The sequence below is a fragment of the Desulfopila sp. IMCC35006 genome, assembly GCF_005116645.1.
GTDB lineage: Bacteria > Desulfobacterota > Desulfobulbia > Desulfobulbales > Desulfocapsaceae > Desulforhopalus_A.
The window spans coordinates 1-23,398 of sequence record NZ_SWCM01000011.1 but is presented as its reverse complement, the minus strand read 5'-3'; the positions used below and the strand labels follow the sequence as shown (position 1 = coordinate 23,398).

General features: G+C 45.0%; 19 protein-coding genes. 11 read left to right on the top strand and 8 right to left on the bottom strand.

Annotated features, from left to right (window positions below):
- The first annotated feature begins 11 nt into the window (after window positions 1-11).
- From FCL47_RS17150 to FCL47_RS17125, 6 genes are all read left to right on the top strand, one after another.
- Window positions 12-305 carry a hypothetical protein gene (locus FCL47_RS17150; RefSeq protein WP_136814762.1) on the top strand — a complete coding sequence of 98 codons (294 nt, stop codon included), beginning with the start codon at window positions 12-14 and terminating at the stop codon, window positions 303-305.
- Between the two features lie 208 nt (window positions 306-513).
- Complete coding sequence (locus FCL47_RS17145; RefSeq protein WP_136814761.1) at window positions 514-735, top strand: hypothetical protein; 222 nt, start codon at window positions 514-516, stop codon at window positions 733-735.
- A gap of 3 nt (window positions 736-738) precedes the next feature.
- Window positions 739-1,221, top strand: a complete 483-nt coding sequence (radC, locus tag FCL47_RS17140) for a DNA repair protein RadC (protein WP_136814760.1) — start codon at window positions 739-741, stop codon at window positions 1,219-1,221.
- Between the two features lie 184 nt (window positions 1,222-1,405).
- On the top strand, window positions 1,406-2,224 hold the full coding sequence (locus tag FCL47_RS17135) for a DUF932 domain-containing protein (protein ID WP_136814759.1): 819 nt from the start codon (window positions 1,406-1,408) through the stop codon (window positions 2,222-2,224).
- Window positions 2,225-2,400: 176 nt separating this feature from the next.
- Window positions 2,401-3,171, top strand: coding sequence for a ParA family protein (locus FCL47_RS17130; protein ID WP_136814758.1), 771 nt, complete (start codon window positions 2,401-2,403; stop codon window positions 3,169-3,171).
- Window positions 3,161-3,445 carry a hypothetical protein gene (locus FCL47_RS17125; RefSeq protein ID WP_136814757.1) on the top strand — a complete coding sequence of 95 codons (285 nt, stop codon included), beginning with the start codon at window positions 3,161-3,163 and terminating at the stop codon, window positions 3,443-3,445. Before FCL47_RS17130 ends, FCL47_RS17125 begins: the two co-directional genes overlap by 11 nt.
- Window positions 3,446-3,953: 508 nt before the next feature.
- Here FCL47_RS17125 and FCL47_RS17120 read toward each other — a convergent pair.
- From FCL47_RS17120 to FCL47_RS17105, 4 genes are all read right to left on the bottom strand, one after another.
- On the bottom strand, window positions 3,954-5,021 hold the full coding sequence (locus FCL47_RS17120; RefSeq protein ID WP_136814973.1) for a virulence RhuM family protein: 1,068 nt from the start codon (window positions 5,019-5,021) through the stop codon (window positions 3,954-3,956).
- 365 nt (window positions 5,022-5,386) lie between these two features.
- Window positions 5,387-5,623, bottom strand: a complete 237-nt coding sequence (locus FCL47_RS17115; RefSeq protein ID WP_205747350.1) for a hypothetical protein — start codon at window positions 5,621-5,623, stop codon at window positions 5,387-5,389.
- 35 nt (window positions 5,624-5,658) lie between these two features.
- Window positions 5,659-5,964 (bottom strand): J domain-containing protein, encoded by a 306-nt coding sequence (locus tag FCL47_RS17110; RefSeq protein WP_240744280.1) that lies wholly within the window; start codon window positions 5,962-5,964, stop codon window positions 5,659-5,661.
- 35 nt (window positions 5,965-5,999) lie between these two features.
- Complete coding sequence (locus tag FCL47_RS17105) at window positions 6,000-6,872, bottom strand: DUF72 domain-containing protein (RefSeq protein ID WP_136814756.1); 873 nt, start codon at window positions 6,870-6,872, stop codon at window positions 6,000-6,002.
- Window positions 6,873-7,322: 450 nt separating this feature from the next.
- Here FCL47_RS17105 and FCL47_RS17100 point away from each other — a divergent pair, with 450 nt between their 5' ends.
- The 5 genes from FCL47_RS17100 (at window position 7,323) to FCL47_RS17080 (ending at window position 14,810) form a co-directional block, all read left to right on the top strand.
- Window positions 7,323-8,000: a nuclease-related domain-containing protein gene (locus tag FCL47_RS17100; protein ID WP_136814967.1), complete on the top strand. Its 678-nt coding sequence runs from the start codon at window positions 7,323-7,325 to the stop codon at window positions 7,998-8,000.
- Window positions 8,001-8,742: 742 nt separating this feature from the next.
- Window positions 8,743-9,492, top strand: a complete 750-nt coding sequence (locus FCL47_RS17095; protein ID WP_136814755.1) for a hypothetical protein — start codon at window positions 8,743-8,745, stop codon at window positions 9,490-9,492.
- Between the two features lie 73 nt (window positions 9,493-9,565).
- The gene (locus tag FCL47_RS17090) at window positions 9,566-10,606 is read left to right on the top strand and encodes a hypothetical protein (RefSeq protein ID WP_136814754.1); all 1,041 of its coding nucleotides are present in this window, start codon (window positions 9,566-9,568) and stop codon (window positions 10,604-10,606) included.
- A gap of 396 nt (window positions 10,607-11,002) precedes the next feature.
- Complete coding sequence (locus FCL47_RS17085) at window positions 11,003-11,911, top strand: hypothetical protein (protein WP_136814753.1); 909 nt, start codon at window positions 11,003-11,005, stop codon at window positions 11,909-11,911.
- 1,447 nt (window positions 11,912-13,358) lie between these two features.
- Window positions 13,359-14,810 carry a GEGP motif-containing diheme protein gene (locus FCL47_RS17080; protein ID WP_136814752.1) on the top strand — a complete coding sequence of 484 codons (1,452 nt, stop codon included), beginning with the start codon at window positions 13,359-13,361 and terminating at the stop codon, window positions 14,808-14,810.
- A gap of 503 nt (window positions 14,811-15,313) precedes the next feature.
- Here the strand turns inward: FCL47_RS17080 and FCL47_RS17075 are convergent.
- The 4 genes from FCL47_RS17075 to FCL47_RS17060 form a co-directional block, all read right to left on the bottom strand.
- Window positions 15,314-16,024, bottom strand: a complete 711-nt coding sequence (locus FCL47_RS17075) for a hypothetical protein (RefSeq protein WP_136814751.1) — start codon at window positions 16,022-16,024, stop codon at window positions 15,314-15,316.
- Between the two features lie 199 nt (window positions 16,025-16,223).
- Complete coding sequence (locus FCL47_RS17070) at window positions 16,224-20,498, bottom strand: hypothetical protein (protein WP_136814750.1); 4,275 nt, start codon at window positions 20,496-20,498, stop codon at window positions 16,224-16,226.
- Window positions 20,499-21,871: 1,373 nt separating this feature from the next.
- The gene (locus tag FCL47_RS17065; protein WP_136814749.1) at window positions 21,872-23,071 is read right to left on the bottom strand and encodes an IS91 family transposase; all 1,200 of its coding nucleotides are present in this window, start codon (window positions 23,069-23,071) and stop codon (window positions 21,872-21,874) included.
- Window positions 23,068-23,250, bottom strand: a complete 183-nt coding sequence (locus tag FCL47_RS17060; RefSeq protein ID WP_304992145.1) for a tyrosine-type recombinase/integrase — start codon at window positions 23,248-23,250, stop codon at window positions 23,068-23,070. Before FCL47_RS17060 ends, FCL47_RS17065 begins: the two co-directional genes overlap by 4 nt.
- Window positions 23,251-23,398: the final 148 nt, after the last annotated feature.

Here is a 23,398-nt window from a genome sequence, read left to right as displayed (position 1 = left end):
GAGGAAAACTTATGGATAATTCAGAAATCGAAATGATGGCCGAACCATTTGAAGTCGATATTACCCCAAAGCCGATCAGGATTGAATTGACTACACGGTTACGCGAACATGCGGACGCTGCTGATAATTGCACCTGGCCTTTTGGGGAAACGCTCAGACAGGCCGCAAACGAGATCGAAAGGTTACAGAGGATAGTAGAAGGTAATGACCCCGTAGCTCTGTTACGAGAGATATGGAAACCTCATCAGCCCGTCTATCTCTTTGAGGCCATCGCTGACCATACTGACACACAGGAGGCATCATAATGGAATATTATTATGACCTCGAAGTAATGGCCGATTTATTAGCTGATTTAATGGATTATTTAATGGCTGATTATTTCGAAGCCGACCACCGGGAAGATCGTCAAGATCAAGATTAGCCAAACATAAACCAATCAACCCACCAGGGACAAAACCTCCCTGACGGGGAAGTCTTGTCCCTTTTTTTTATTCACTCCAAGGAGACAAGACCATGATTGTCAATTTAGTGAGAAATATGCGGACTACTGCAAAAAGAACCGACAAAAACAACCTCGGCCATTGCATCCTGCTTTTTCTGGCTGCTAATGAAATAGAACGCTTGCAAAAGAAGCTTTTTGTTGCGGAAACCCGCAGCAATCAAAACATCAGAAGCAAAATAACTCCTCTGTCTTTAGTAAAGTCTTATCCCTCTTTAAATCAAAGGAGGAGATAGACTATGAAGTTATTTATCCTAGACGAACAAGGACAGTACGTCACTGCGACAACCCCCGAAATTATTAAAGAGGGCCGTAGCCGTACTCGCTCCTTACTGAAAAGAGGAACTGAATTTATCGGAAGTTCACAAGCGGCAAAGGAAGCAATAGCCTCAAAAATCTTTTCATACCAACATGAGGTCTTTGGTTGTCTGTTTCTGGACACCAAGAACTGCATCCTGGCCTGGAAGGAGATGTTCCAGGGGACTATTGATTCAACAACAGTTTACCCTCGTGAAGTGGTTAAGGAAACCCTGCGGCTCAATGCTACAAAGGTTATCCTCGCTCACAACCACCCTTCAGGTAAAACTGACCCATCCCAACAAGACATTGAATTGACCAAAAAACTGAAAGAAATTTTGCAGATTATAGATGTTATAGTGCTGGACCATATAATCGTCGGGGATGATATAACGTCCTTAGCGGATATGGGTATTCAGTTTTAGTGCCTTACAGATTGTTTTTTTGTTCATAAAATAAAAAATAATCTGCGAAAGGCACTTATCCCGGCTTGTTTTCCTTTTACCGGGGCTAGCTCAATTCTACGCAATCAATATCAACCTATCAGGGACAAAACTTCCCTGACGGGGGTCTTGTCCCTATTGTTTCAATCTCAAAGGAGACACGACCATGACCGCACCTATTTTTATGACCAATGACCTGATCGTTAAGTACGCTTCTGCTGCTGGTGCAATTGAGCCTGTAGATAAAGTATCCAGCCGTTACACCTTTGTTCCAACCTTAGATGCGGTTGACCTGCTGCGTGATGCTGGCTGGTTTCCGATCAAGGCAGAGCAGAGCAGCACCCGTCTCCAGGATAAGGAAGGATTTCAAAAGCATTGTATTCGGTTTACCCGGAATGAAAACTTTCAAATGAATCCGAAGGATGAGCGGGTTGACCTGGTTCTCTATAATTCTCACGACCTGGGCAGTTCCTTCAAACTGATTGCTTCGGTTTGGCGTTTGGTCTGTGGCAACGGTTTGATGATCGCATCAGATTTTGCCAACTTTACCCATCGGCATGTCGGATTTAACCAAAATGATTTTGTTGAATCGGCTGATAAAATCACCGCTTCTGCAACTGTCATCAACGACCAAATGGAGTATTTGAAAGGTATCAGTTTGGGATACGACGAGCAGATCGCCTATGCTACAGCCGCTCACAGGCTGGTATATGAGGATTTGGATAACGCGCCTATATCTCCGGAACAGTTGTTGACACAGCGTCGGTTTGCCGATGGTAACAATAGTCTTTGGACGACATTCAATCGATGCCAGGAAAATATCATTAAAGGTGGAGTAAAAGGCAAAGTCAATGGAGAAGATGGCCCTCGAAAAGTCACTACCAGAGCGGTAAAAGCCCTTGATCGCAATATCAAGCTGAATCAGGCTCTTTGGGTATTGACTGAAAAGATGGCTGAATTGAAATCCATGTCGATTGCCGCATAACTATTCAACCAACCACAGCCGTCTCCTTCGGGGGGCGGCTTTTTTTTGGATGATTATTATATCTTTTATGCTATACAAAGGTATGAATATTTATTTACTTTATTATATAACTATTTAGTTGTATTTATATGTAACAAAAAATACATACAATTTGTTCTTTACTACAGGAAAACACGATGAAAATAATAATACTCAACCAGAAGGGTGGTGCTGGGAAATCAACGATTTCCACTAACATGGCATATTGTCTGGCGATGTCTGGAAAGAAGACGCTTCTCATCGATATGGATCCCCAGGCACACAGTTCTGTTATCTTCTGCACGGACATTCCCAGAGATCAAACAGTCAATGAGCTGCTCTCGAGCAAATCGTTTAAAATTGACAATGTCATTCGTCAAGCAGTGCTCGGTGAAAATGAAGAGCCAGTTGAAAATCTTTTTATTATTCCTTCCAATATCCACCTGGCCATAACTGCCGAGCAGATCACAACGAAAATCCACAGGGAAAAGCTTCTTCATAATCATTTGAAAAAAATCGAAAAGGATTACGATTTCATCATCATCGACTGTCCACCAACAGTTAACGTCCTCACGATCAATGCAATCTATACCTCTGACATGATTTTGATCCCGACTATTTATGGACGTTATTCTTTGGATGGTATTGCCGATCTTTTTCGGTCGATCGAGGATGTGAAAGAATCGAGCGACTTTAAATATATGATTTTGAGGAATGCCCGTGACTCCCGCAACAAGCTCTCCAATGTATTTGTCGAAGAACAATTGGAACCGTATAGAAAAAATCTGTTAAAAACCGTGATCCGTAGAAATGAAGCCATTAACCAAGCGCAAATGAATAATGAACCTGTGATGGTTTTCGACCCAAGATCTTACGGTGCCGAAGATTTCAAAGAACTTACCGAGGAGATTTTGAGATATGGCAACTAAAAAAATTACAGGCCAATCCAAGCTGGCTCAAACGACAGACGCAAAAGCTGATTCCAAAGAACGTCTCGATTTGGTGCCTTCAAGAAAAAAACCATCGTTGAAGGCTTACCGACTATATGATGATGATATTGCCAGGCTTAAAGAGATTACCGCGTCGATGAACAAAGAGAGTCACCGGCACATCAGTGAAACTGCTACAATTCGTGCCTTGATAGTGCTGGGGACGAGTGCAACAGGTGAACGGCTCTTGAAAGCATTACGGGAAACGATATAGGTTTGTATGTATATTATGCTATACATATATATATCGAAAATGATGCGCAGAATGCCAACAAAATAATTTAAGAAACGGGCTTCGCAAAAAGCAATGGAAGAAATGAAATCAAGAAACAGCGTGTAAAAAAAAACGAAAAAAATCCTTACGTTCAATTGTAGGAATCGAGATCAGATCTGACAGATTTTGCAAACCGCTTTAAATCACAGCTTACAAATCACCTTGCAGTGTGTGTATAAGTAGGGCTTGATAGTGTGATATCTTGCACTTTGCCTAACTCACAATTTTTCTGTATAACTTTACAACGCATAGAATAAACAGCTTTGTGTAAAGACTACCGAGATTTCTGATTACAAATGCCAGGGATTTTTTACTGACCAATCGTAAAAGCAAAAGAACTTAGAGCTTAAAAAAATAGAAATTCAGGAATTCCTATTCAATTGTCATCTCTCGAACCATTAGCTAACGACTTGGGGGTTAGTACAGAAGTTTAGATGAGTATTTCATTTTATTCTTGTCCATCATCCTTATGCTCCAACTGTTTCAACAGCCGATCAAAGTCACTCTCAAACAGCCGGTCCTGAATAATTCTGTATTTTTCAAATTCACTTTCTGCATGGACCTTGGCAATTTCCGCCGTTACCCTTCCAGCGTCCTGCAGAATTTCCCGGTCGGTGGCTTCAATGAATTTGTTCAAGCGTGTTTCCCAGTCCTGCATGGTCATCGGAATCTTACGAAGTGCCATATCCTCAGCGACATCTAGATAGGCTGAAACCAAGCGTTGCAATTGCGCCATTTCGTTTTCGGTCAGATAATTTTTGGCCACACTGACATCAAACTTCTGGATCTTGCCTTTTGGCGCATCCTTCCATGTAGTCAGTCCCATGTTTTGTTTTTGGTGATCAGCCCGATCAACAATCACTTCGGCAGCCGTCTGACCGTGAATGGCCCAATGCAGCTTATTCTGGACTGTTGCAAAGAATCGTTTGGTGGCTTGAGCGGTTCCGTCATAATCAATGGACGTGGCGTAAATATCGGTGATCTTCTGGTAAAACTTGCGCTCGCTCAGGCGTATTTCCCGGATGCGCTGCAGCTGCTCTTCAAAGTATCGCTCAGTCAGGATAGAACCGCCGCTTTTTATACGTTCATCATCCATCACGTAGGCTTTGATGGTGTATTCCCTAATGATGGTGGTCGCCCATTTTCGAAACTGTACGGCACGTTCCGAATTGACCTTATAACCCACGGCAATAATGGCAGAGAGGTCATAGTGCTTGGTGTTATAGTTTTTACCGTCAGCGGCAGTTATTCGAAAATTTCGAATAACTGAATCTTCCTCGAGTTCGCTGTCGGAAAACACCTTTTTCAGGTGGTAGTTGACGGTATGGGTTTCAACGTCGTAGAGTACGCCCATCATTTTCTGGGTCAGCCAGATGTTTTCATCCGCGTAAACGGCCTCAACGCCCCCCTTGCCGGTCGCCGCAACAAATGTGAGATATTCCGCCGCAGAGGAGCGAACGATGGACGTTTCTTGTTGCCTGGCTTTTTGTTCTTTTTTGTATTTATCCTGTTTCATACTCAATCCTGATAGTTTGACCAAATGCTTCATTTGCCGAACCTTCTGATTCGCTCCATCCTCAGCCTTTCCTGCTGGACATGCCCCCTGTATTAACCCGGCGGGGAGCTCAAGCGCAAAGCCATCCTGAATGATAAAACCCTGAAGTAAATTGGCGGTTTTAATATTTGCTTTAAACATTGGAATCTCCTGGCCTTCCAATGCCTCAAAATAGGTTTTGCTTTTGCCTTGTCCACAGTGGCTTTCAATTCATCGAAGCGGTGTTGTCAGTCTAAATAAATAACAAAATACCGCTCATAATGTGCTGATCATCCCACCGGTGGTTTGCTGGAAACGGTACGATAAATTGAGAGCTTTCCTGGTCGTCAGCTTTCAAGTTGTGTGGCCTTTTTTCTGAAAAAATCGGCAGATATTTTGCCGAAGCCTTCCGCCTTTTCGGCAAAGTCTGCTGTTGGGTGATAGTAATCAGCCGCCCTCTGTAGTTCCCCCCGCGCCTCGTACAATTCGGCGTATCTGTGCAGTCCATCAATCTGTTCGGGATATTGTTCTATGAGTTTTACGCATACAATTTCTGCCTCAGTATATTTCTCCTGTTCAATCAAGTCCAGTACCTGGTTTGCTGTTAAATAGCATTACCCTACTTGCCCCACCAGGGAGTATTACCAAATCGTTCAAACCACCATTCTTCCACTGAACAGGTTTTTTTTATTTCTTCTTCAGTGAAGGAGAATTTATGCTGATTACAGTACTCAATGATGCTCTTGTACGCAGTGATTATTCTTCTTGTCATCTCGGCGCAGTTCTCACTGTCTTCCGCGCATTTGTCAGGATGCCATTTGTTCAGTAATATTATATAATTTTCTCTTATGTCATGCAGAGATGCTCGCTCAGGAAGGTCCAGTATTTTCCGGGCTTCGGTAATCTCGTCGTATTTTGTCATCATAAGAAGGTGTGTCTCAGCGTTGGGACATTTTATTCTCAAGCAAGCTGTAAAAGCGCGTTGATCTTCTCAATAGTGCGAGGAGCACTTCCCTCGTAGTGGTTATTTACATTGACGAAGACCTGATGGCCCCTTTCAAGAAGATCATTCACAATACTTTTAAGACTCAACAGCTCGCCATCCCTCGGATCAACAATCTTGTCCCAGACATTATTGGTCCGCTCCTCAATTCCCTGTCGATCTAAGCCATGAAGTCTGAGCACTACCGGATCACTCAGTTGGCCTTTGAACTTCTCGTATATTTCAAATATCGAAGGCATATAGTACCCCTGCAGGAAAACGTGGCCCAAGTGGTGTTCGGCTAAAAAATCAAAATACTCATTCTTTAAATAATTCGGGTTTCGAATCTCAATACAATACTGATAACCTTCAGGTAGACCATTGTGAAAGACTTGAAACATCTCAATAAAATGGTCCATACTGGCCATTTTATTCTTGTTCAGATATTCGAACTGAAACATCAGGGGACCAATGTGATCGCCAAGTGGTTCCAATGTTTGCAGAAACTTTCCCATGAGTTCAGTGGAAAGGAAATATGGATTGGGAACCGCCGTGGCGTTTTTCTGTTTGTTGTAATGATGAGTCAGGGTGATGCTGTTTGGAACCTTGATGCTGAAGGTGAAACCTGGTGGTACTGACGTGGCATATTCGAGTACAACATTCGTTTTCGGCAGGACCACGGTATTCCCTTTAAACAAAGACCAGAACCATTGGTCAACCTCGACGGTTTGAAAGTGCTCGCTGTATTCCTTGAGAAAATTTATCTCGTTATCCTGAGAATAAATGAGTCCCCGCCAGGAATCATATTTCCAACTGCATGTTCCGATTTTGAGAAGGTGTTTTGTCTCCATTTTGAGAACAATAAGATTTCTTTATGCTGAGAACAACTGTGCGGTCTGGCCCATGATATATTTTCTCGTATTTACCGAATGTTGTTTGTCATTAGAATGATTAATCGGCAAGTGTTTGATTGCATAAAATACATCCGTCTTGGCTCTGTATTACTGGCTTTCCGTAAGGATTTAGGGCAACAGTGTGAAACACCTTAAAGGGTGTTGCGAAGAGGGACTCTCTCACGTTTTGTATGTTTATTGTGCTATACAAATATATATTTAAAAAACTATATATTTGTATCCATATATAGTTTTAAAGCTTGACGTTGTGAAAGGATCAATAGAAAAAAAGGAAATCAAGAAATCGTCTGATTGCGGTGGCTATGAAAGTTAGTTATGATGATCAGCGTTGAACATGGCTATTGTTACGATTAAATGAAATAATATTGGCCTTGGGGTAATTGTACAATGTTTAATCTGTTCAAAGGCTGGCTCGGAGAAATCGAGACTCAGTTTGGCATGTGGGCGAAGCTGGATGCTAACGATTATCGACGATTTCACAACGTTATATTTCCTACCTTTAATGGTACCACCCAGGTTGATCATGTTCTGATCTCCAGATACGGTGTTTTCGTAATCGAAACAAAAAATATCAATGGGTGGATATTTGGCAATGAAAGAGCAAAACAGTGGACACAGTCTTTGTACGCCAAGAAGTATAAATTTCAAAACCCGATGCACCAAAACTATAGGCATACAAAGGCTATAGCCCAGTTTCTGAACATAGATCATGACAATGTCCAATCCGTAATATTCTTCACCGGAGATAGCGTGAGTTTGAAAACGGAGCTGCCACGAAATGTAATGACAAGTGGATTATCCCGTTACATTAAAAGTTTTGAGAGAAGGGTGTTCTCTGAGGATGAAGTTACTGCGTTTGTCGGCAAAGTAGAAAGACTCAAAGAAGGAAATATTTCCGGACGGGAACATGTCGCAAATCTGAAAAGCCGATTTTCAAATAACACAGCATGCCCCAAATGTGGCAAGTCTTTAGTCCAGAGAACAGCCCGAAAAGGGCCTCATGTTGGTAACCAGTTCTTAGGTTGTTCAGGGTTTCCGGATTGTAAGTACACAAGAGGATTGTAATGGTCCAAAGGTCATTTTCTAGCATGTATGTATTTCACAACAACATCTCGAATGTGGATACGTGTAGGGAATGATCTAAGGTCAAGATATGTTGGAAGAACTGAACCGCTGCGCGGACTGGTGGTAGATTATAGCGTTGTTTTTTTTGAACCAATGCAGTTGTGAAAAATCACCAACCGACTCATTTGACTGAAAGTGATTGCTATTGGGGCTCCTTCTAAAGTAGGCTTAACCTACGTCCTCGAAATATTGAAAGAGTCCGAGGAAGTTCGCCAGCCATGCTCTCATTTTTTTGGTTGGAAGGAAAGGGGACGTTGAAACTCACGGTCGTAAGAAAGGCCGCGTACGTCGGACGCAGGTAATGTACAGGAGCATACAATACCCGTATTTGCTGTTGGTGCGTCCTTTTTTCGGCATTCCTCTGCTTCAGAGCCCCCCTTAGTCCTCTCTATCCACCTAGAATCACTTCATTATCCGGAGAGCACTCCTGGTTAATTGTAATTAAGAGGAGCTGGTACAGTTCTTACGTTTTATCGATAATTACGCGAAATCTTTTTAAACCTGACCGTTCAATAATTGCGACTGTTTAGCGGAAGATTGACTCATTTCCTCGGGCGTAACAATTGATAAAACGCTACACTATAGCCCTACAATGTCTCTAGACATGAGTCATCATCTGTGAAACACGCTCAAATGACTGCTTCACAAAAACTACTTCACAACTTGCTGCCTTCTTTAAAAAATGACCAATAAAAAAAGAGACAATTTTCCAGTTACTTCTGACGTATCCCTAAAAACCGACATGGTTTTGATGAGATATCTTGATTTGGCAAAATTTATTGACCTTATTAGTACCAAAACCCTATATGTTGCCTCGGCTGTAGAGTTCGAAGACAGTCTTGAAGGAACACTTCCTGAACAAATGAGAGAAATGTATGAGAAAAATCCTGATGTCATCAAGCAACTAGGATCATTATCAATATTAGAAAAAGAACAAGAGAATAGAATTAAAAATAATGTGAGTTGCTGGACCAAAGGGCCAAAAGACAATATGGCATTATGGAAAATCTATGGGGCATCAAAACAATCAATTGCAATTATCACTACATTGGAAAAATTAATTCAGTCAACTTTTCTTTGGTGTGATATCACAGGCGTAACATTTAAAGAAGTCGCCTACATTGATCACTCAGGTAGATTGCCAGACGGTATCTATACCTTAAGTTACGATACTTTTGGTCTCAAGCATGAAGCATATGAATTTGAGAAAGAAGTAAGAATGGTAGTCACTAGAAGTTCGCTTAAGCAACCATCACCTTTACGTCTCAAAATTAAGCCTAATGATATCATTGAAAAAATTATTATATCACCAGAGGCCGGGGAGTGGTTCTTTGATTTAGTAAAAAGTGTATCAAAAAAATATCGCATTTCCGCACCTGTTGAATATTCAAAATTGACTGAACTTATAAATAAATCAAAAATGAAAAATTAGGCCAACTTGTCATTTCATCGGACTCGCTTAAACTCGCCGGTTTCCCTACACATTATATTTTAAAGGATATTCAATGCCCGAGAAAAAGATCGCAAGAATATGCTGGAACAGCAATCATTGGGTTTCACCATCTGGAAGAAATGGCAAAAGCTCAAATAAAGAATCTTATGAATACATCACAGGTTTTGGGCATGAAGAATGGACCTTTGACACTGACAAGGTAATCGACGGTTATGTCTATGGATTTTTGCAACAATTCAATAATAAAACAAGTATACACAGAGGTGCAATATATGATATTAGCCTCTATTCAATAGAGAAAATACAATCAAACAAAAACAGGAAATGGTGGCTAGGAGAAATCATGTCAGTGGAGGTTATCACTGAAGAAAAATCAAAACATGTTTATGGAATGTACAAAAAGAATGGTTGGCTTTCAGAAATGGAAGCTGATTTAAGAAAAATGAATCTTGATCTTAAGTATTTTAAAGAAACGGGAAGCGATATTTTTTTTAATATACGATTTAAGGTACAAAATATATTTTTATTAGACGACCCAGTCGAACTCGATAAAAATGATCCAGCCTTACCTTCTTACTATTACAATCTACTAGGTTTTATTCAGCAACCAAATCTCCAAAAGGGGTCTCGCAATGGTTTCGTTTTTAAACCAGGACACAGCCCTGGGAAAATAGAGACAGTGACCAATTCCAAAGGTGGAAAAAATGATAAGTCACTTTTTCATAATGAAATCCAGACTGAGATATTTTCTTTGATTGAGGATGTATATGGAGAAGGGAATGTAGGAACTGAAAACGATTTGGGCTATCAAACAAAAGTGGATATTGTCGCAAAAAATAGTCGTGGATTTGTATTTTACGAAATAAAAACAGCTCAAACTGCCAAGGCAGCTATACGTGAAGCATTAGGACAAATCCTTGAATACTCGTATTGGCCAGATAACGAACATGCAACAAAACTAATCATCATCGCACCACCTATAGCAACTGAAGAAACCAAAATGTATCTAACGGGATTAAGAGCAAAATTTGGCATTCCAATATTCTATCAGCAATATGATATTCAAAATAATAAACTTGAAACTGAAATATAATCGAGTAGCCGGGTGGGCTCCCTTTGTCCCACAGCACCTAGCATGCTAGGCGTTTCACGAAGATTACCGAGCCGTGGCCGGGCAGGAAAGCGCAAATCGTGGACAGACCACGGTTCCTTCTCAGATTAAGATATGTTTGGGATTATGTATAGGGACATCTACAATTACCTTTATCCCGAAATCAACATACCTATACTGGTGTTTGACAGCGGTCGGAGTTCAGATATCTATCGATCAAAACCGGCCTTCTTTTCTTGTGAGCCTGGAATCGCACAGACTAAGATTATTTGGAGTTATCTCATCTAGAAGAAAGTACTTAACTGTTAGATTTCAATTTTAACCTGATCGCAGGCCATTATTATCCATTTAATATTAATATATTACGCTAGTGGTTACATGAGATATTTATTGAGGAAAGCAGTCCTGGCGGCAGTACCCGAAGTAGAGATAGCTGAAAATGATTTTTTTCAGTTAAGAATCGCCAAGCAAACACTAAACAGTGCTTACGCGATTGAGGAAAAATGGGAAATTCTAGTTCACAATTATCTAGAACTTGAAAAGCAATTGTTAGAACAGGCAACCATCAACACAGTGCGTCCCAGCCTTAACTACCAACATATTTTTAATGATCGAATGGTATTGAATGCATGCTTGGTGAACATTTTAACCTCAACACGACTGTTTCTCGACCAATTGGCTCATGATATCTGTTACTGTGTCCCTGGTGACCCAGATGCACGTAATACTTTAGATTTGAAGCGCTCTGACGCTTATGACGATTGCTTTGAGTATCGGTTTATGGAAGCACTGAGAAACTACACCCAACACAAAGGCTTACCAATCCACTACTTCCAACCAAGTGCTCAGTGGAAAAATATCGATGGTTACGAGAACATGGAATTTACCGTCAACATTTTTGCACTACGCGAGTTTCTGGCGGAAGATGATGTTTTCAAGAAAACAATATTGGCCGAAATGCCAGAAAAGGTTGATCTTACTGTTGCAGCAAGACGATACGTAGAATCACTTAGCTACGTTTTGGATATTGCTCGCACACTGATGGTTGATTCGGTGATATCGGCAAGGGCTACAATAGAAGATGCCCAGCAAAAATATGCAGAAGCTCATGGCGATAATCTGCTTGGACTTAAGGCTTATGAGATTTCAGACGGTGAAGCTGTTTCCTCAGTATATCTAGGCTTGGATTGGGATGATGTCCGAATGGAACTACAGAACCGCAACAAGTTATATGTTAACCTTTCAAGGAGATATGCTTCGGGACGGCCTTCATTCAACCTTGGGTAGAATTCACCATGGCCAGATGGCACGTAATCAGTAGTGAAATATGGGACGCACCACGTTTTTTCTTCCAAAAGATATTTCCCCATAGCCTCTACATCCAAGATAATTCCACAGAAAGTCTTTGAAAGATAGCTTTGACTTTTAACGCGAGGGACGCTGCCTACTCAGATCTCAATAGTCCAGATATCATAGTGTAGCGTTTTATCAATTGTTACGCCCGAGGAAATGAGTCAATCTTCCGCTAAACAGTCGCAATTATTGAACGGTCAGGTTTAAAAAGATTTCGCGTAATTATCGATAAAACGTAAGAACTGTACCAGCTCCTCTTAATTACAATTAACCAGGAGTGCTCTCCGGATAATGAAGTGATTCTAGGTGGATAGAGAGGACTAAGGGGGGCTCTGAAGCAGAGGAATGCCGAAAAAAGGACGCACCAACAGCAAATACGGGTATTGTATGCTCCTGTACATTACCTGCGTCCGACGTACGCGGCCTTTCTTACGACCGTGAGTTTCAACGTCCCCTTTCCTTCCAACCAAAAAAATGAGAGCATGGCTGGCGAACTTCCTCGGACTCTTTCAATATTTCGAGGACGTAGGTTAAGCCTACTTTAGAAGGAGCCCCAATAGCAATCACTTTCAGTCAAATGAGTCGGTTGGTGATTTTTCACAACTGCATTGGTTCAAAAAAAACAACGCTATAATCTACCACCAGTCCGCGCAGCGGTTCAGTTCTCCTATCGATTTTGACTATTCCACCTCATAAATATTTCTTCAATTTCTGCGATTTTCAGTTACTATCAACCACGTTGCCTAACGCTCCTGCCGAAGAGACCATCGAATATTTTCTGGAATTTTCTTGTACAGGAAGCAGTTAAAATTTTGATAGGCTTTTGGTCTACCGAGAACAAAAGGTCCATAGTAGCTATGTCTCGCTGGGGTGTCGTTCTCTTCTTGAGAGATTTTATCGGGTAGTCACAATAATGGTTTGGTGTTCGATACGAAAATATTATCGGACATGCTGCTAGCAATCATTGACCAGATACGACATACAATGCATAGATCACATCGGACAAACCGAAGTGACGATTATTGTTGGCAACCCACTTATCCACATATCCTCAGATTGCGACGAGAGATGAACAAAACTCTGTCTTTTCTTCCAGTAACTATTCGGCAGAATGATGATTTCGGCTCGTTAGGCACACATGAGCCAAAAGATGGGTAAGGTCGGCGAACAGCTTGGTCCTGTCGCTATTAGTTGCTGTTAGTTAATATCACGGAAATAGTTGTGATAGAAGAAATAACTATTAATGTTCTCAACATTTATGCTGAGGTAACTGCAGTTTTTTCAAAATTGCTCTTTCATAATCGGTAATCGTTCAGCCAAGGTATCAGAGAAGACTGCGTAATATACAGATTGCCAATAGGATTTAACTTTGGAGGGGAGAATGAAATACACGCTTTGGGGAGTAGTAGTTAGCTTATTCTTTTTACCGCTGTCATCAGCTCATGGAGCGTATCATCACGGGGGAGATACCGATTCCGACATTGCTGTGCAGGCAATCCCGGCAATAGCGGGCACAAAACTTGACAGCTGTGCGCTGTGCCATTCCGGCGGCCAATACGAGAAAAAGCCCGGGGTCTCTGTTAAACTCGGCAGTTGCCAATGGTGTCATTACACCTACGGCTATGACGAAAGTGGAGACATCAATGATACGTTGAATGGATACGGAGTTGATTACAGGAATAATGGGAAAAATTTCGCCGCATTCACAGCTATCCAGAATCTCGATTCGGACAGCGACGGTTACAGCAATACAGTAGAAATAAATGCTCTTCGTTTTCCCGGTGATCCGAATGATGATCCGACAAAGGTACCTGCACCATATGTAGTTATCAGTCGCGACGAATTGGAGGGCTATTTTCCATACCACGAGCAGACCATGCTGATGAACACTCACAAGTCTGGTGATTTTTACACTACATACGGAGGCGTACCGGTTGCAGACCTGCTAGACACTGTTAAAATACTCGACACAGCCACAGGCATTACGGTATTTGCGCCGGATGGTTGGGCCCAATACCATCCGCTGGATGAGGACAGCGATCCCCTTATGTACCACGTCTACGGCCATTATCCACAAGCAAATTTCTACTATGACGACCAAGCCGATGTAGCCAAAACCCCCTGGGGCTGGTGTGACTACTCAGCACCTGGGGTAGAAAAATTAGTGAATGGAGAACCGATAGATGTAAAAAATGGACTGCAGATGGTCCTGGCGTATGTTCGTGACGGCTTCTATCTCGAGACAGGAGCGCTCACGGATGCAAATAAACTTGATGGCGAGGGGCCATTTCGCCTTGTTCCCCCGCAAAAAAATCCTGGCCCGCCGGATCAGGGCTCAACTTCTGATGTTCAAGAAGTTATCTGGCCGTTTACCGAAGATTGGGATCACAATGCCGGCTTCTCAACAAGAAGCGCCACTATCATCCGCGTTGAGCCGCTTCCAAAAGGGACAACGGATATAGATATACTCGAAGCTGGTTGGAATTATGTAGATGAGTCAAAAATCCTGATTTACGGTGCCCTAGATCCGCTTAATACTATTCTCGAAAAATTAACGGAAGCAGAACAAATTATTGTTGGCTTGGATATAAACGATTTTCACAGCAGATCAGATAAAAAGAACCTTCTCCAGAAGATAAAAACAATCAACAAATCGCTCCAGAAAAAGCATGATCAGGCTGCTACTCATCAGCTTGAAAGTCTCTCGTGGAAAATCGATGGCTGTGCTACTGCGGCCAAGCCTGATGGAAATGACTGGATAAGCAATTGTGAAAGTCAGTCCGAAATCTACTGGCTCGTTTACGAGGCAAGGGTTTTGCACGGCGACTTTTAGATTTCAATCGTATCTTTTATTCAACAATGGCGCAGAAAATCAGGAGGTCCTCGCAGAGGCCTCCTGATTACATCTTTGCTACTGATTGTAAATGATTGCAATCCTGTCGCTGTTCAGAACAGAGCCAGTTATTCAAGATAGATCTGGTGAGTTATTTAAGAGTGTGCTGGCAATATAAAATTATCTCCATAGCAGCTAAGTGTAGATGTTTCCTGAGCAGATCGAACTTGGACCTGATTCCAAAGCATACTCCCAATGGAGCATCTGATGATTTAAGATTGACTATCAATAAATTTAATTGCTCCATTTCGGACCATCGTCGGCGTTGAAAGTACTTTCACACCATTATCTCAGTTACTATCTTGCACGCTGCCTGACACTCATCCCGAAGTGACCAGTATAGACAACGTGCTTTTCAGCGGCCGAGGCTTTTTGCTGTCCTCTGAAAAAGGCTGTCGGGCAACATTGCTGATTTTTCTACTTTGATCACGCAAGAGTCATTTTTAGATCTTGATGTTCAGAAAGAACGTCCGGATCTGCGGTAGAATGTAATCGATATACGCAGCACTTATTATGACACGTCCCGAGATCTGATCGTTCTCTTCATTTTGATTTCTAAGTTCGATAAATCCTCGTTTGATATAATTCTTAAATCTTGTATTCTTGGTATTTATCCAACCTTCTTCGTGGACAATCGTATTTCTAAGTGCCTTGAGTGCATTTATTTCAAGCCATTGGGTGTTGCTTCCAAGGTCCAGATCAATGCCAAGAACTTTTTCAATGTAAAGCCTCGCTTGGTCAAGGTAACCGCTCCCTCGGAGATCACTGTAGCGCAAACCGATCTTTTCTCCTTTATCCTTCTGCCTATCTTGACGCAGTGCGTCACACAATGTTGCCATTCCAGTCTCCACACGGGAATAGAGCATTACGACAAAGGAATCAAGGGCGAGCTTTTCAAAAACTGAGCCTATTTTCTGGTAGTCTTCTGCGAAAAAATCCCAGTATCGATCAAGTTCCTCTCCTTCTAACCCACTTGCTCCCTTCTCAAGACGTTTAGAGGTGAGGTCCTGCTCTCTTTTGATAGCCGACTTCATAAAGTCGTTGAAGTCGTTTATTTCATCGAAACTGCTCATGACAATCTTATGCGCTATACGGGATACCTTGATCCCTTTTCTCAGTTTTTCTCTCCTGGCCTTCTTTTCTTCTTCGTTCATAATATTCTCATTTGCCCAACGAGTTAATCACCGGGTAATCCGGTGTATTTACTGGTTATATTTGAGGCATAAATAGATCTTGCCTTTTTTCTTCTTGATATGGGAAGCCAAGGGCAAAAATCAAGTAGGTTGGCGGTAAGCAAAGCGAACCCCAACGCCACGGGCACGGCAAATGTTGGGGTTCCGCCGTCACCCCAACCTACGGGCTACCACTGTCCACTCTCCCTCCGTCCTCTTCCCTGAAAGGAGAGAGGGAGCGCAGGTTCATGACGCCGATGCGTTCGGGTAGGATATAGGCGCGGATGTCCCCGATCTCACCGTCCAAGGGTAGGTTAAAGAATTTCTCGACGATCCAGGCGATGAAGCGCCCAAATCCGGAGCGGACATCAAGCGCCTCACTCCATGACTCGACCAATGTTCGATGCCCGGGACTTAGCGAGTCCACAGTTTCGCCGCTGATCAACCGCAACAGTATCTGCTCTCGATCATCCAGCGTCATCCCCTCAACGTTATTGACCACAATCGCCGCCGTGCGAACGAGCGCCTCGCGATCAAGTTGGTGAGAGGCTTTGAGTCGCGACAGTAGCGTCTCTCGCGCATCGCTGGGATGAATGCCAAAAGCGATTAGCAATGGACCGGCTATGGGCGCCTCATCCCGTTCGGCGACGCTTGTTGCATCAGGAGTCAACATATCCGAATGTCCACTTATAGCTCGATCGAAGATAGCCCAAGCCGCAGCCTGCGAGCGAGGCCGGTGGGACGGCGACTGGTCAAGGCCTGGACTTGATAGCGCCGACAGCATAATTGGCACAATCCGGGTATCGTCCTGTTTGGCAATCGCGGTGAGCGCCGCGTATGTGACAAAAGGATCCGGATTGTCAGCTTGTGCAGCCTGGAGAAGAACGTTAATCGCAGGAGCCGGCAAAGACTCGTAGGCTCCCAGAGCTCTTGCAGCCGCGCGCGCCACACTAAACTTAGACCACTGTGCGACACCGCCTAGGTAGCCGTGACTGGCATAGTTACGCCTATCGCTTAGTAGCTTCAGCAAATTGTCGACTGCCTCCGGCCAAAGTTCTTTTATCATGAGTTCAGCGAACGCCAGTCGGACGTCCGCGCTGTGATCGTTGGCCACAGTAATGAGGCTGTTCCTTTCGTCTGTTGTCGCACTGGCCGCGAGCTCCTGAAAAGCGCGTCGCCTTACTGGGTAACGCTTGTGCTTCAACGCCTGCTGAAGCATTGTTCGCAGCTCGGGGGCATCGGCAATCACCAAAGCCTGGATGGCCACCTTGCCGTCAGCTGCGTTGTCGGTCGAGAGCAGCCGAACAGCAGCCTCATCGATGTTCATACCGGCACCAGCTGCGAGACACGCCAACGGCCCAGTCAAATCGGTTGAAGCGCTGGCGAGAGTCGTAGCCAGAAGCTGCCGACTTGGCTCGGTCAGCGCACTTGCCGTCGTGCGGATATTGCCACCCGCCAGTATCTCCAGCAAGGCCCGCGCCAACTCGCGCTCGTCATCGACGAAGCTGTTCAACAGGCACTCGGCCCGCGCACGCGTCACTGCTGCGCCATCCTCTTCCTTTGGGTCGTCGTCAAGCTTGGTCGTGACAACGTCGTAGACCAACTCCAGACGCCGTGCGAACGGCACACGTCTGGCTACGTCGACAAGATCAGGCACTGGATCGCCGTGACCGTTAGCCGCAGCTATTTTGATAAGCAACCGACGCTGGCTGGCACCGTCGATATCCGAACGAGCCAGCTCGTCAATGAGAAAGCCGCGCAGAGCATCGTCCCAATGGCAAACCACTGCGGACCAAGCTTTATCCCGGACCCAGTCGTCTGCATTTGCCAATAAGAACTCCAGCTCCGCAATCGGCGGTGCCCTATGACGATCTCCGATCAGATCTCCGAGTGCATAGAGAAGAAGCTTTCGTTGTGGATGACCGGCAATCCATGCCACGCCTTCACGTTCGCGTCGAAGCCTCACGACCATCTTCATGCCTTCGCGAGCGTTGAAATACCGTTCTCCAGGCTCTTCAGTGATGTAATCGGCCGCGTCGGCATCGACCGCGTGTTCCTGCGCTTCGTATGAATCCTTGGCAAAGCCTTCCATCCAAGCGTTAGCCTCGGCCTCCGAACTTGCAAAGCGCTCGATCACATGCTCGTAGTCTGGAGAGTTGACTGTCAGAGCACCCGTAACGATCACATCGATATTGTGGGGCGGATCGCCCGGACCGGCGATTGTATCAAGCGCGTTCCAGAAAGGCCCTGTGAGATTGATCGCAAGGCGTTCGAGAAGCGGGACCAGCTCAGTGTGATAGTACTGGTGCGTGAACGGCAAAATTTCCCGGATAAACCGCTCAATCAACGGCTGGGTGTGTTTATCATCTCGGAGGGCAGAAATATCCTCCCAGGAGAGAGAAGGAGCGCGCCAGTGTTCTATGTTGAAAATGGCATCGGTCTCAGGTTTGCCTTCAAGAAGAAGTCGAGCCAATCGTGCAGGCGGGTTATCGTCTGATCCGAAACGCGCAAGATCACGTAACGCGCCTTCAAAGTCGGCGCGATTGGCCGAAGACAGGGCAACAGCTTCGAGATACTGATCGAGGCGTTGCGTCGTGACTGGCGACAAATCCAGCTCGAGCTCCTTGACCTTGGCGGTTGTCTGCAAAACCTTGAGGCCGGTTTCCATGCCCCAATCCTCTCCCGCCCGGTCCCAAGCAAATAAGACATCAACTGAAGTCGACAGGATACGCTCAGCATCTAGCGGACGAAGCATGAAGGTGAGACGCAGGCCGTCCTCGACGCGTGGATGGTAAAAGGCCAGCGCTGCGCCGTCTTGACGCAGGTTCTGTCCAGCCACCAGGAAATCAATCAGACCTTCGACATCAGGCCGCAAATTCGGAACTGCCGATCTCAAACGACGCCCGAATTTGGCGAAGACATCGCGCGCGACCGCTTTTCGCGCGCTTAGCATGGCCCAAATGATTGCGGCGGCCTCGGCGCCATCTGCGCCAACCTGTTTAGCGATAACTCCTGAGATGGCTTCGATCTGTGAGTCGGCAATGATTTCGTCAACCTTGCGAGGCTTTTCGCCAGCTTCGCGACTTAATGCGACCATGAACCGCTTCACCTCAAATGGTCTGGTCAAGACCGCGAGCGCCCGCTTCCGATACTGTGCCGCCAAGTGTTTGGAGTGACCGGTCAGGTCCGCCGCGAGCCCATCGTAAATTTCCGCGAGTAGGTCGGCTCCATAGTCCTCGACCTCGATCGAGACTATATAGGGACGCAGTTCCTTTGCCAGTTCGTTGCCAGCACTTTGCATCACGTCAGAGCGGGATGTGATCAGAAATTTCCGCCCAGGGCCGGCATTGTCGAGTAGCTTGGGAAGTTCGCCACTCCAACGATCGGCGCCGGGCGTGAGGCGATTGCCACCCCAAGGGTCGCGTAAGTGAAACAGGACCGGGTCGGTACGAGTAAGATTCCCTCGTATGAAGCCGGGTCCGCTTTCTTCGCCGACAACGTCAAAAGGGGGGGACCCACGACGTAGATCGAGTTCAAGAATGTCGGCTGTCAGGGTTTTGCCAGTCCCCGATGGCCCCGCGATAACCACGGCGTGCGCTGTATCGAGCTGGGCCTTTATGGCGTCAAACGACTTCGGGCGAACATAGTGGTCCATATCGCGGGTGGGCGCTAGCGAGCCGCCATGGTTGACCAGCACCTCAATCACCTCGGACCGCGTCCAAAGGCCACCATGGGCACCCTCAATCCGCCGGCGTACCGCCTCACGCAGGTCGCGCAAACAGCCATCATGTCTGGATATCGGGACATGGCCGTACTGAGAGAGCAACGCGGCGATGCGGCCGCAAAGCACTTCGCGAGTAACGCCGGTCAACAGCACAATTCGCGGCGCCAGAGACGCTCGTGCTGTCGAGTCAAAGCCGTGGCGCGTGTGTGGTGGGAGTTCATCGACTTCGGGAAAGTCAAACAAGTGTGTACCTTCGTGTGGCCTCAACGCTTCCGTCGATGCTTCATTCGTTACGAAGATGTAGCGGCCATGGGGATCTGCCTGGAGCATAGTGAGCGGCCGGCGGCGCCTGGCGCCTTGATTCGTAACGTCGGCGTCCTTGCCTAGAAGGATGTCGGCGAAGACCGTCGACGACCATGGAGAACTCGAACGGGTCTTAGCCTGCATGATCAGGTGGAACTGAGTACAATGCACCTGTAAGCCAAGAGAAGCCGACGAGGGGTCTGTTACTGCCGCTTGGATATCCTCTTCCGAGCGAGGCTCGATCTCGATCTCTTCGGTCACGTCCTTGGCAAGCATGAGGTCTAGCGCCACCCAGACGGAGACTTCGATCTGATACTCATAGCCTGAGAACCCAGGGTTGCCAGATTTGCGGCGCGACTGCGCTGGTGGGCCGCTGCTTGTGGCAGTTCGCCGTTTCTGTGGCTGCTTCTGGGCACGCTTGCTCGTCACTGTAGTTCTCTTACCAGCCATAACCGGTTGCTCCCAGCATCATTCGGACTAGGTTGAACAATCGAGAGAAGATATAGTCGCCCTGATGTGGCGAGGTCAGGGTCTTCTGTCTCGTATCTTGGGGACAGGTCACTATAACTTCAGGATTTCGCTCGTTCTTGATAGCTGGCATCTGATTCAATCTCTAATCTCTATCCTTGCCCATGGCCAGACAAACTATTTCCAAATAATATTTACTCACCGAACGCCTCCCATCACCGGCACCAAACGCAAACGAGCAAGTGGCCAAAGACTCTGAAACACCTCCCGCGCCAGAAAAACTGGCAGCTCTGCGTTTGGTGTCTGCGTGGGTGCGGTGGTTTCTCGAACGGCTGGCCGAAATAACTGAGCACCCATAAGGCCAGCAAATAAACGCTGAGGAGCGATAGCAGCCCTGCCACGCTTCGCACCCAACCAGTGGCCCGGAGAGTGTATGCCCGCTTTTCGATATCTCCGATGTTGCGAGAATTGGTGAAGTAAAGTCAATAGATAGTCAATTTTTCTTGATACCGTAATCGATTAATCTGCTCGTGAAATCCGCCTATCATCTACTTTATATTGTTTACCTTGCTCACGGCAATCAAAAAGAATCCTGAAAATAGCCATGTATAGTTCCTGATATTCTTAGATTGATCATGCCCCCAAAAATAACCTTAAAAGGAGCATTCTGGCTCTTTAATAAATTCAAATTTATTCCCAGAAAAGCAGCAGTAAATGGAGCACTATAAATTATTGATGCTTCCAGAAAATCAACCGACACACTTGCTCCATTTCTGACCATCGTAGGTGTTGCTAGTACTTTCCTATCTGCCTCCAGATAAAGTAACAATCAACCCTTTTTCGTGGTAGAGATTTTTCCAGAGAAAGTCTTTAAGAGAGGTAGAGTCTTTTTACGTGGAGGAGGCTGTCTGCTCAGATCTCAAAAGTCCATAGTGTAGCGTTTTATCGAATGTTGCGCCCGAAGGAATACCAAAGTGGTGCGAAGGAGCGTTTAGTTGAAGAGCCACCAGGACTACCGTTTAACCAAACGCAATTTTTGATAAAACGCAAGAACTGTACCGGCTCCACGGACGATTAGGTTACAAGGAATAATATGGGGATTGAATACTTAGAATGTGGTTTTCAAGATGTTTGAAAAAAGTGTTTCAGACCTGAATTTTGCTTTCCACAAGGTAATCTGAGCGTAGAGACCGCCTGTGTTTTATTAGAAAAAGACTCATATGGGCTGGCCACTTGTTTTTTTTGGACATATGCCGTGGTTTAGGCGCACAGATTCTCTTCTGTCAAATGACAGCCTCGTGTCTAAATTTATGGAACTTGCCCTTCTGAAGACGTCAGGAGGTATCCCTTAACATCTTGGGTAATTCCTTGATCGTTATCATCTTTCCTTTTTTACATTTGGGACAGCAGGTAATGTCTACTCCGGTTACACGCTGCATTATCTCCTGAACAGTTTCCTTGATCTGTTCGATCGTTCCTTCCTTGGACTCTAGAAGTTGCCTGATTTTTTGGATACATTTCTTTTTATTAATATTCGACAGGTAGCCAAAATATCTGATTTTCATAAAACCTTTCGGCAGAACATGTAAAAGGAACCGCCGGATAAACTCCTCAGCATCCAAATGCATTACCTTTTTTTCGTTGTTGTTCTTTCGATCTCTATAAGTAAAGGTTATCCGCCCATTATCAATATCAACAAGGCGATTGTTTGAAATTGCAATTCGATGTGTATAGCGGCCAAGATATTCCAAGACTTGTTCAGGGCCTGCAAAGGGGCGTTTGGCATAGGCTATCCACTCAGTTTCTGCCAGTTTTTTGGTCATTTCGGCAAACGCTTGCGGTGAACTTAATGCTTCTGTTTTCCCCGGGAAGATGATCTTTTTTTGTTGGTAGGCTTTCTTTAACCTTTGCAGATAGCGCTTCCGGTATTCCTTCGCCAATGATTTTATTCTGAACAAAAAGGATTGCCTTGCCGGATTCCATTTGTCTTTGGTTGGCGATAAAGCTCCCGCAGGGACAAGACAGTGGATATGAAAATGATCCATTAAGGTTTGACTCCATGTATGAAGAACCGCAACCATGCCGAGTTGTCCGTTAAGACGCCATTGAGGATCTTTGGCAAAAGCTTGCAAGCTTTCGTTGACCACAGCAAACAAAATGGCCAGCATGGTTTTTTTATTATTGAGGATAATTGGATTAAGGGTGTGGGGCAATGTGAAAACAAGATGGAAATACCCACAGGGAAGGAGCTCCGCTTTACGATCATTTAGCCACCTTTCTTTTGTCATGGTTTGGCATTTTGGGCAATGTCGGTCCCTGCAGGAATTGTAGGCGTTTTTTTCATAGCCACACTCGTTGCATTGTTCGACATGCCCGCCAAGTGCAGCTGTACGGCATGTCTGAATATGTCGCATTACCTTAGCCTGATCACATGATGGGTTGTTAGTTTGCCGATATTGATCGCCATAACGATTGAAAACATCAGCAATTTCGTGGTGAGGTTTTCTATTTAACGGAGCAGGTAGCGATTTCATTTTTCGCCCTCCTGTGCGGGTTCAAGTTTGTCGAGAGGGCTCTTGAGTTGCACCATCCTTTCCGGAGTAACGTGAAGATATATTGTCGTGGTGTTTATCGACTTATGACCGAGGAGGTGGCTGATTGAATAGAGGTCTGCCCCTTGATAAAGGAGGTGGGTTGCGAAGCTATGACGGATATGCCGAGCTCGGCATATACGCCACTATGCCGAGTTTTTGACTATGCCGAGTAATCAAATTTCACCTTGAAATATGAAGGACTCGTTAATAATCAACTCGGCATAGTCTGATGTGATTCAAAGCCCGCTCAAGAACTGTAACAGTTTA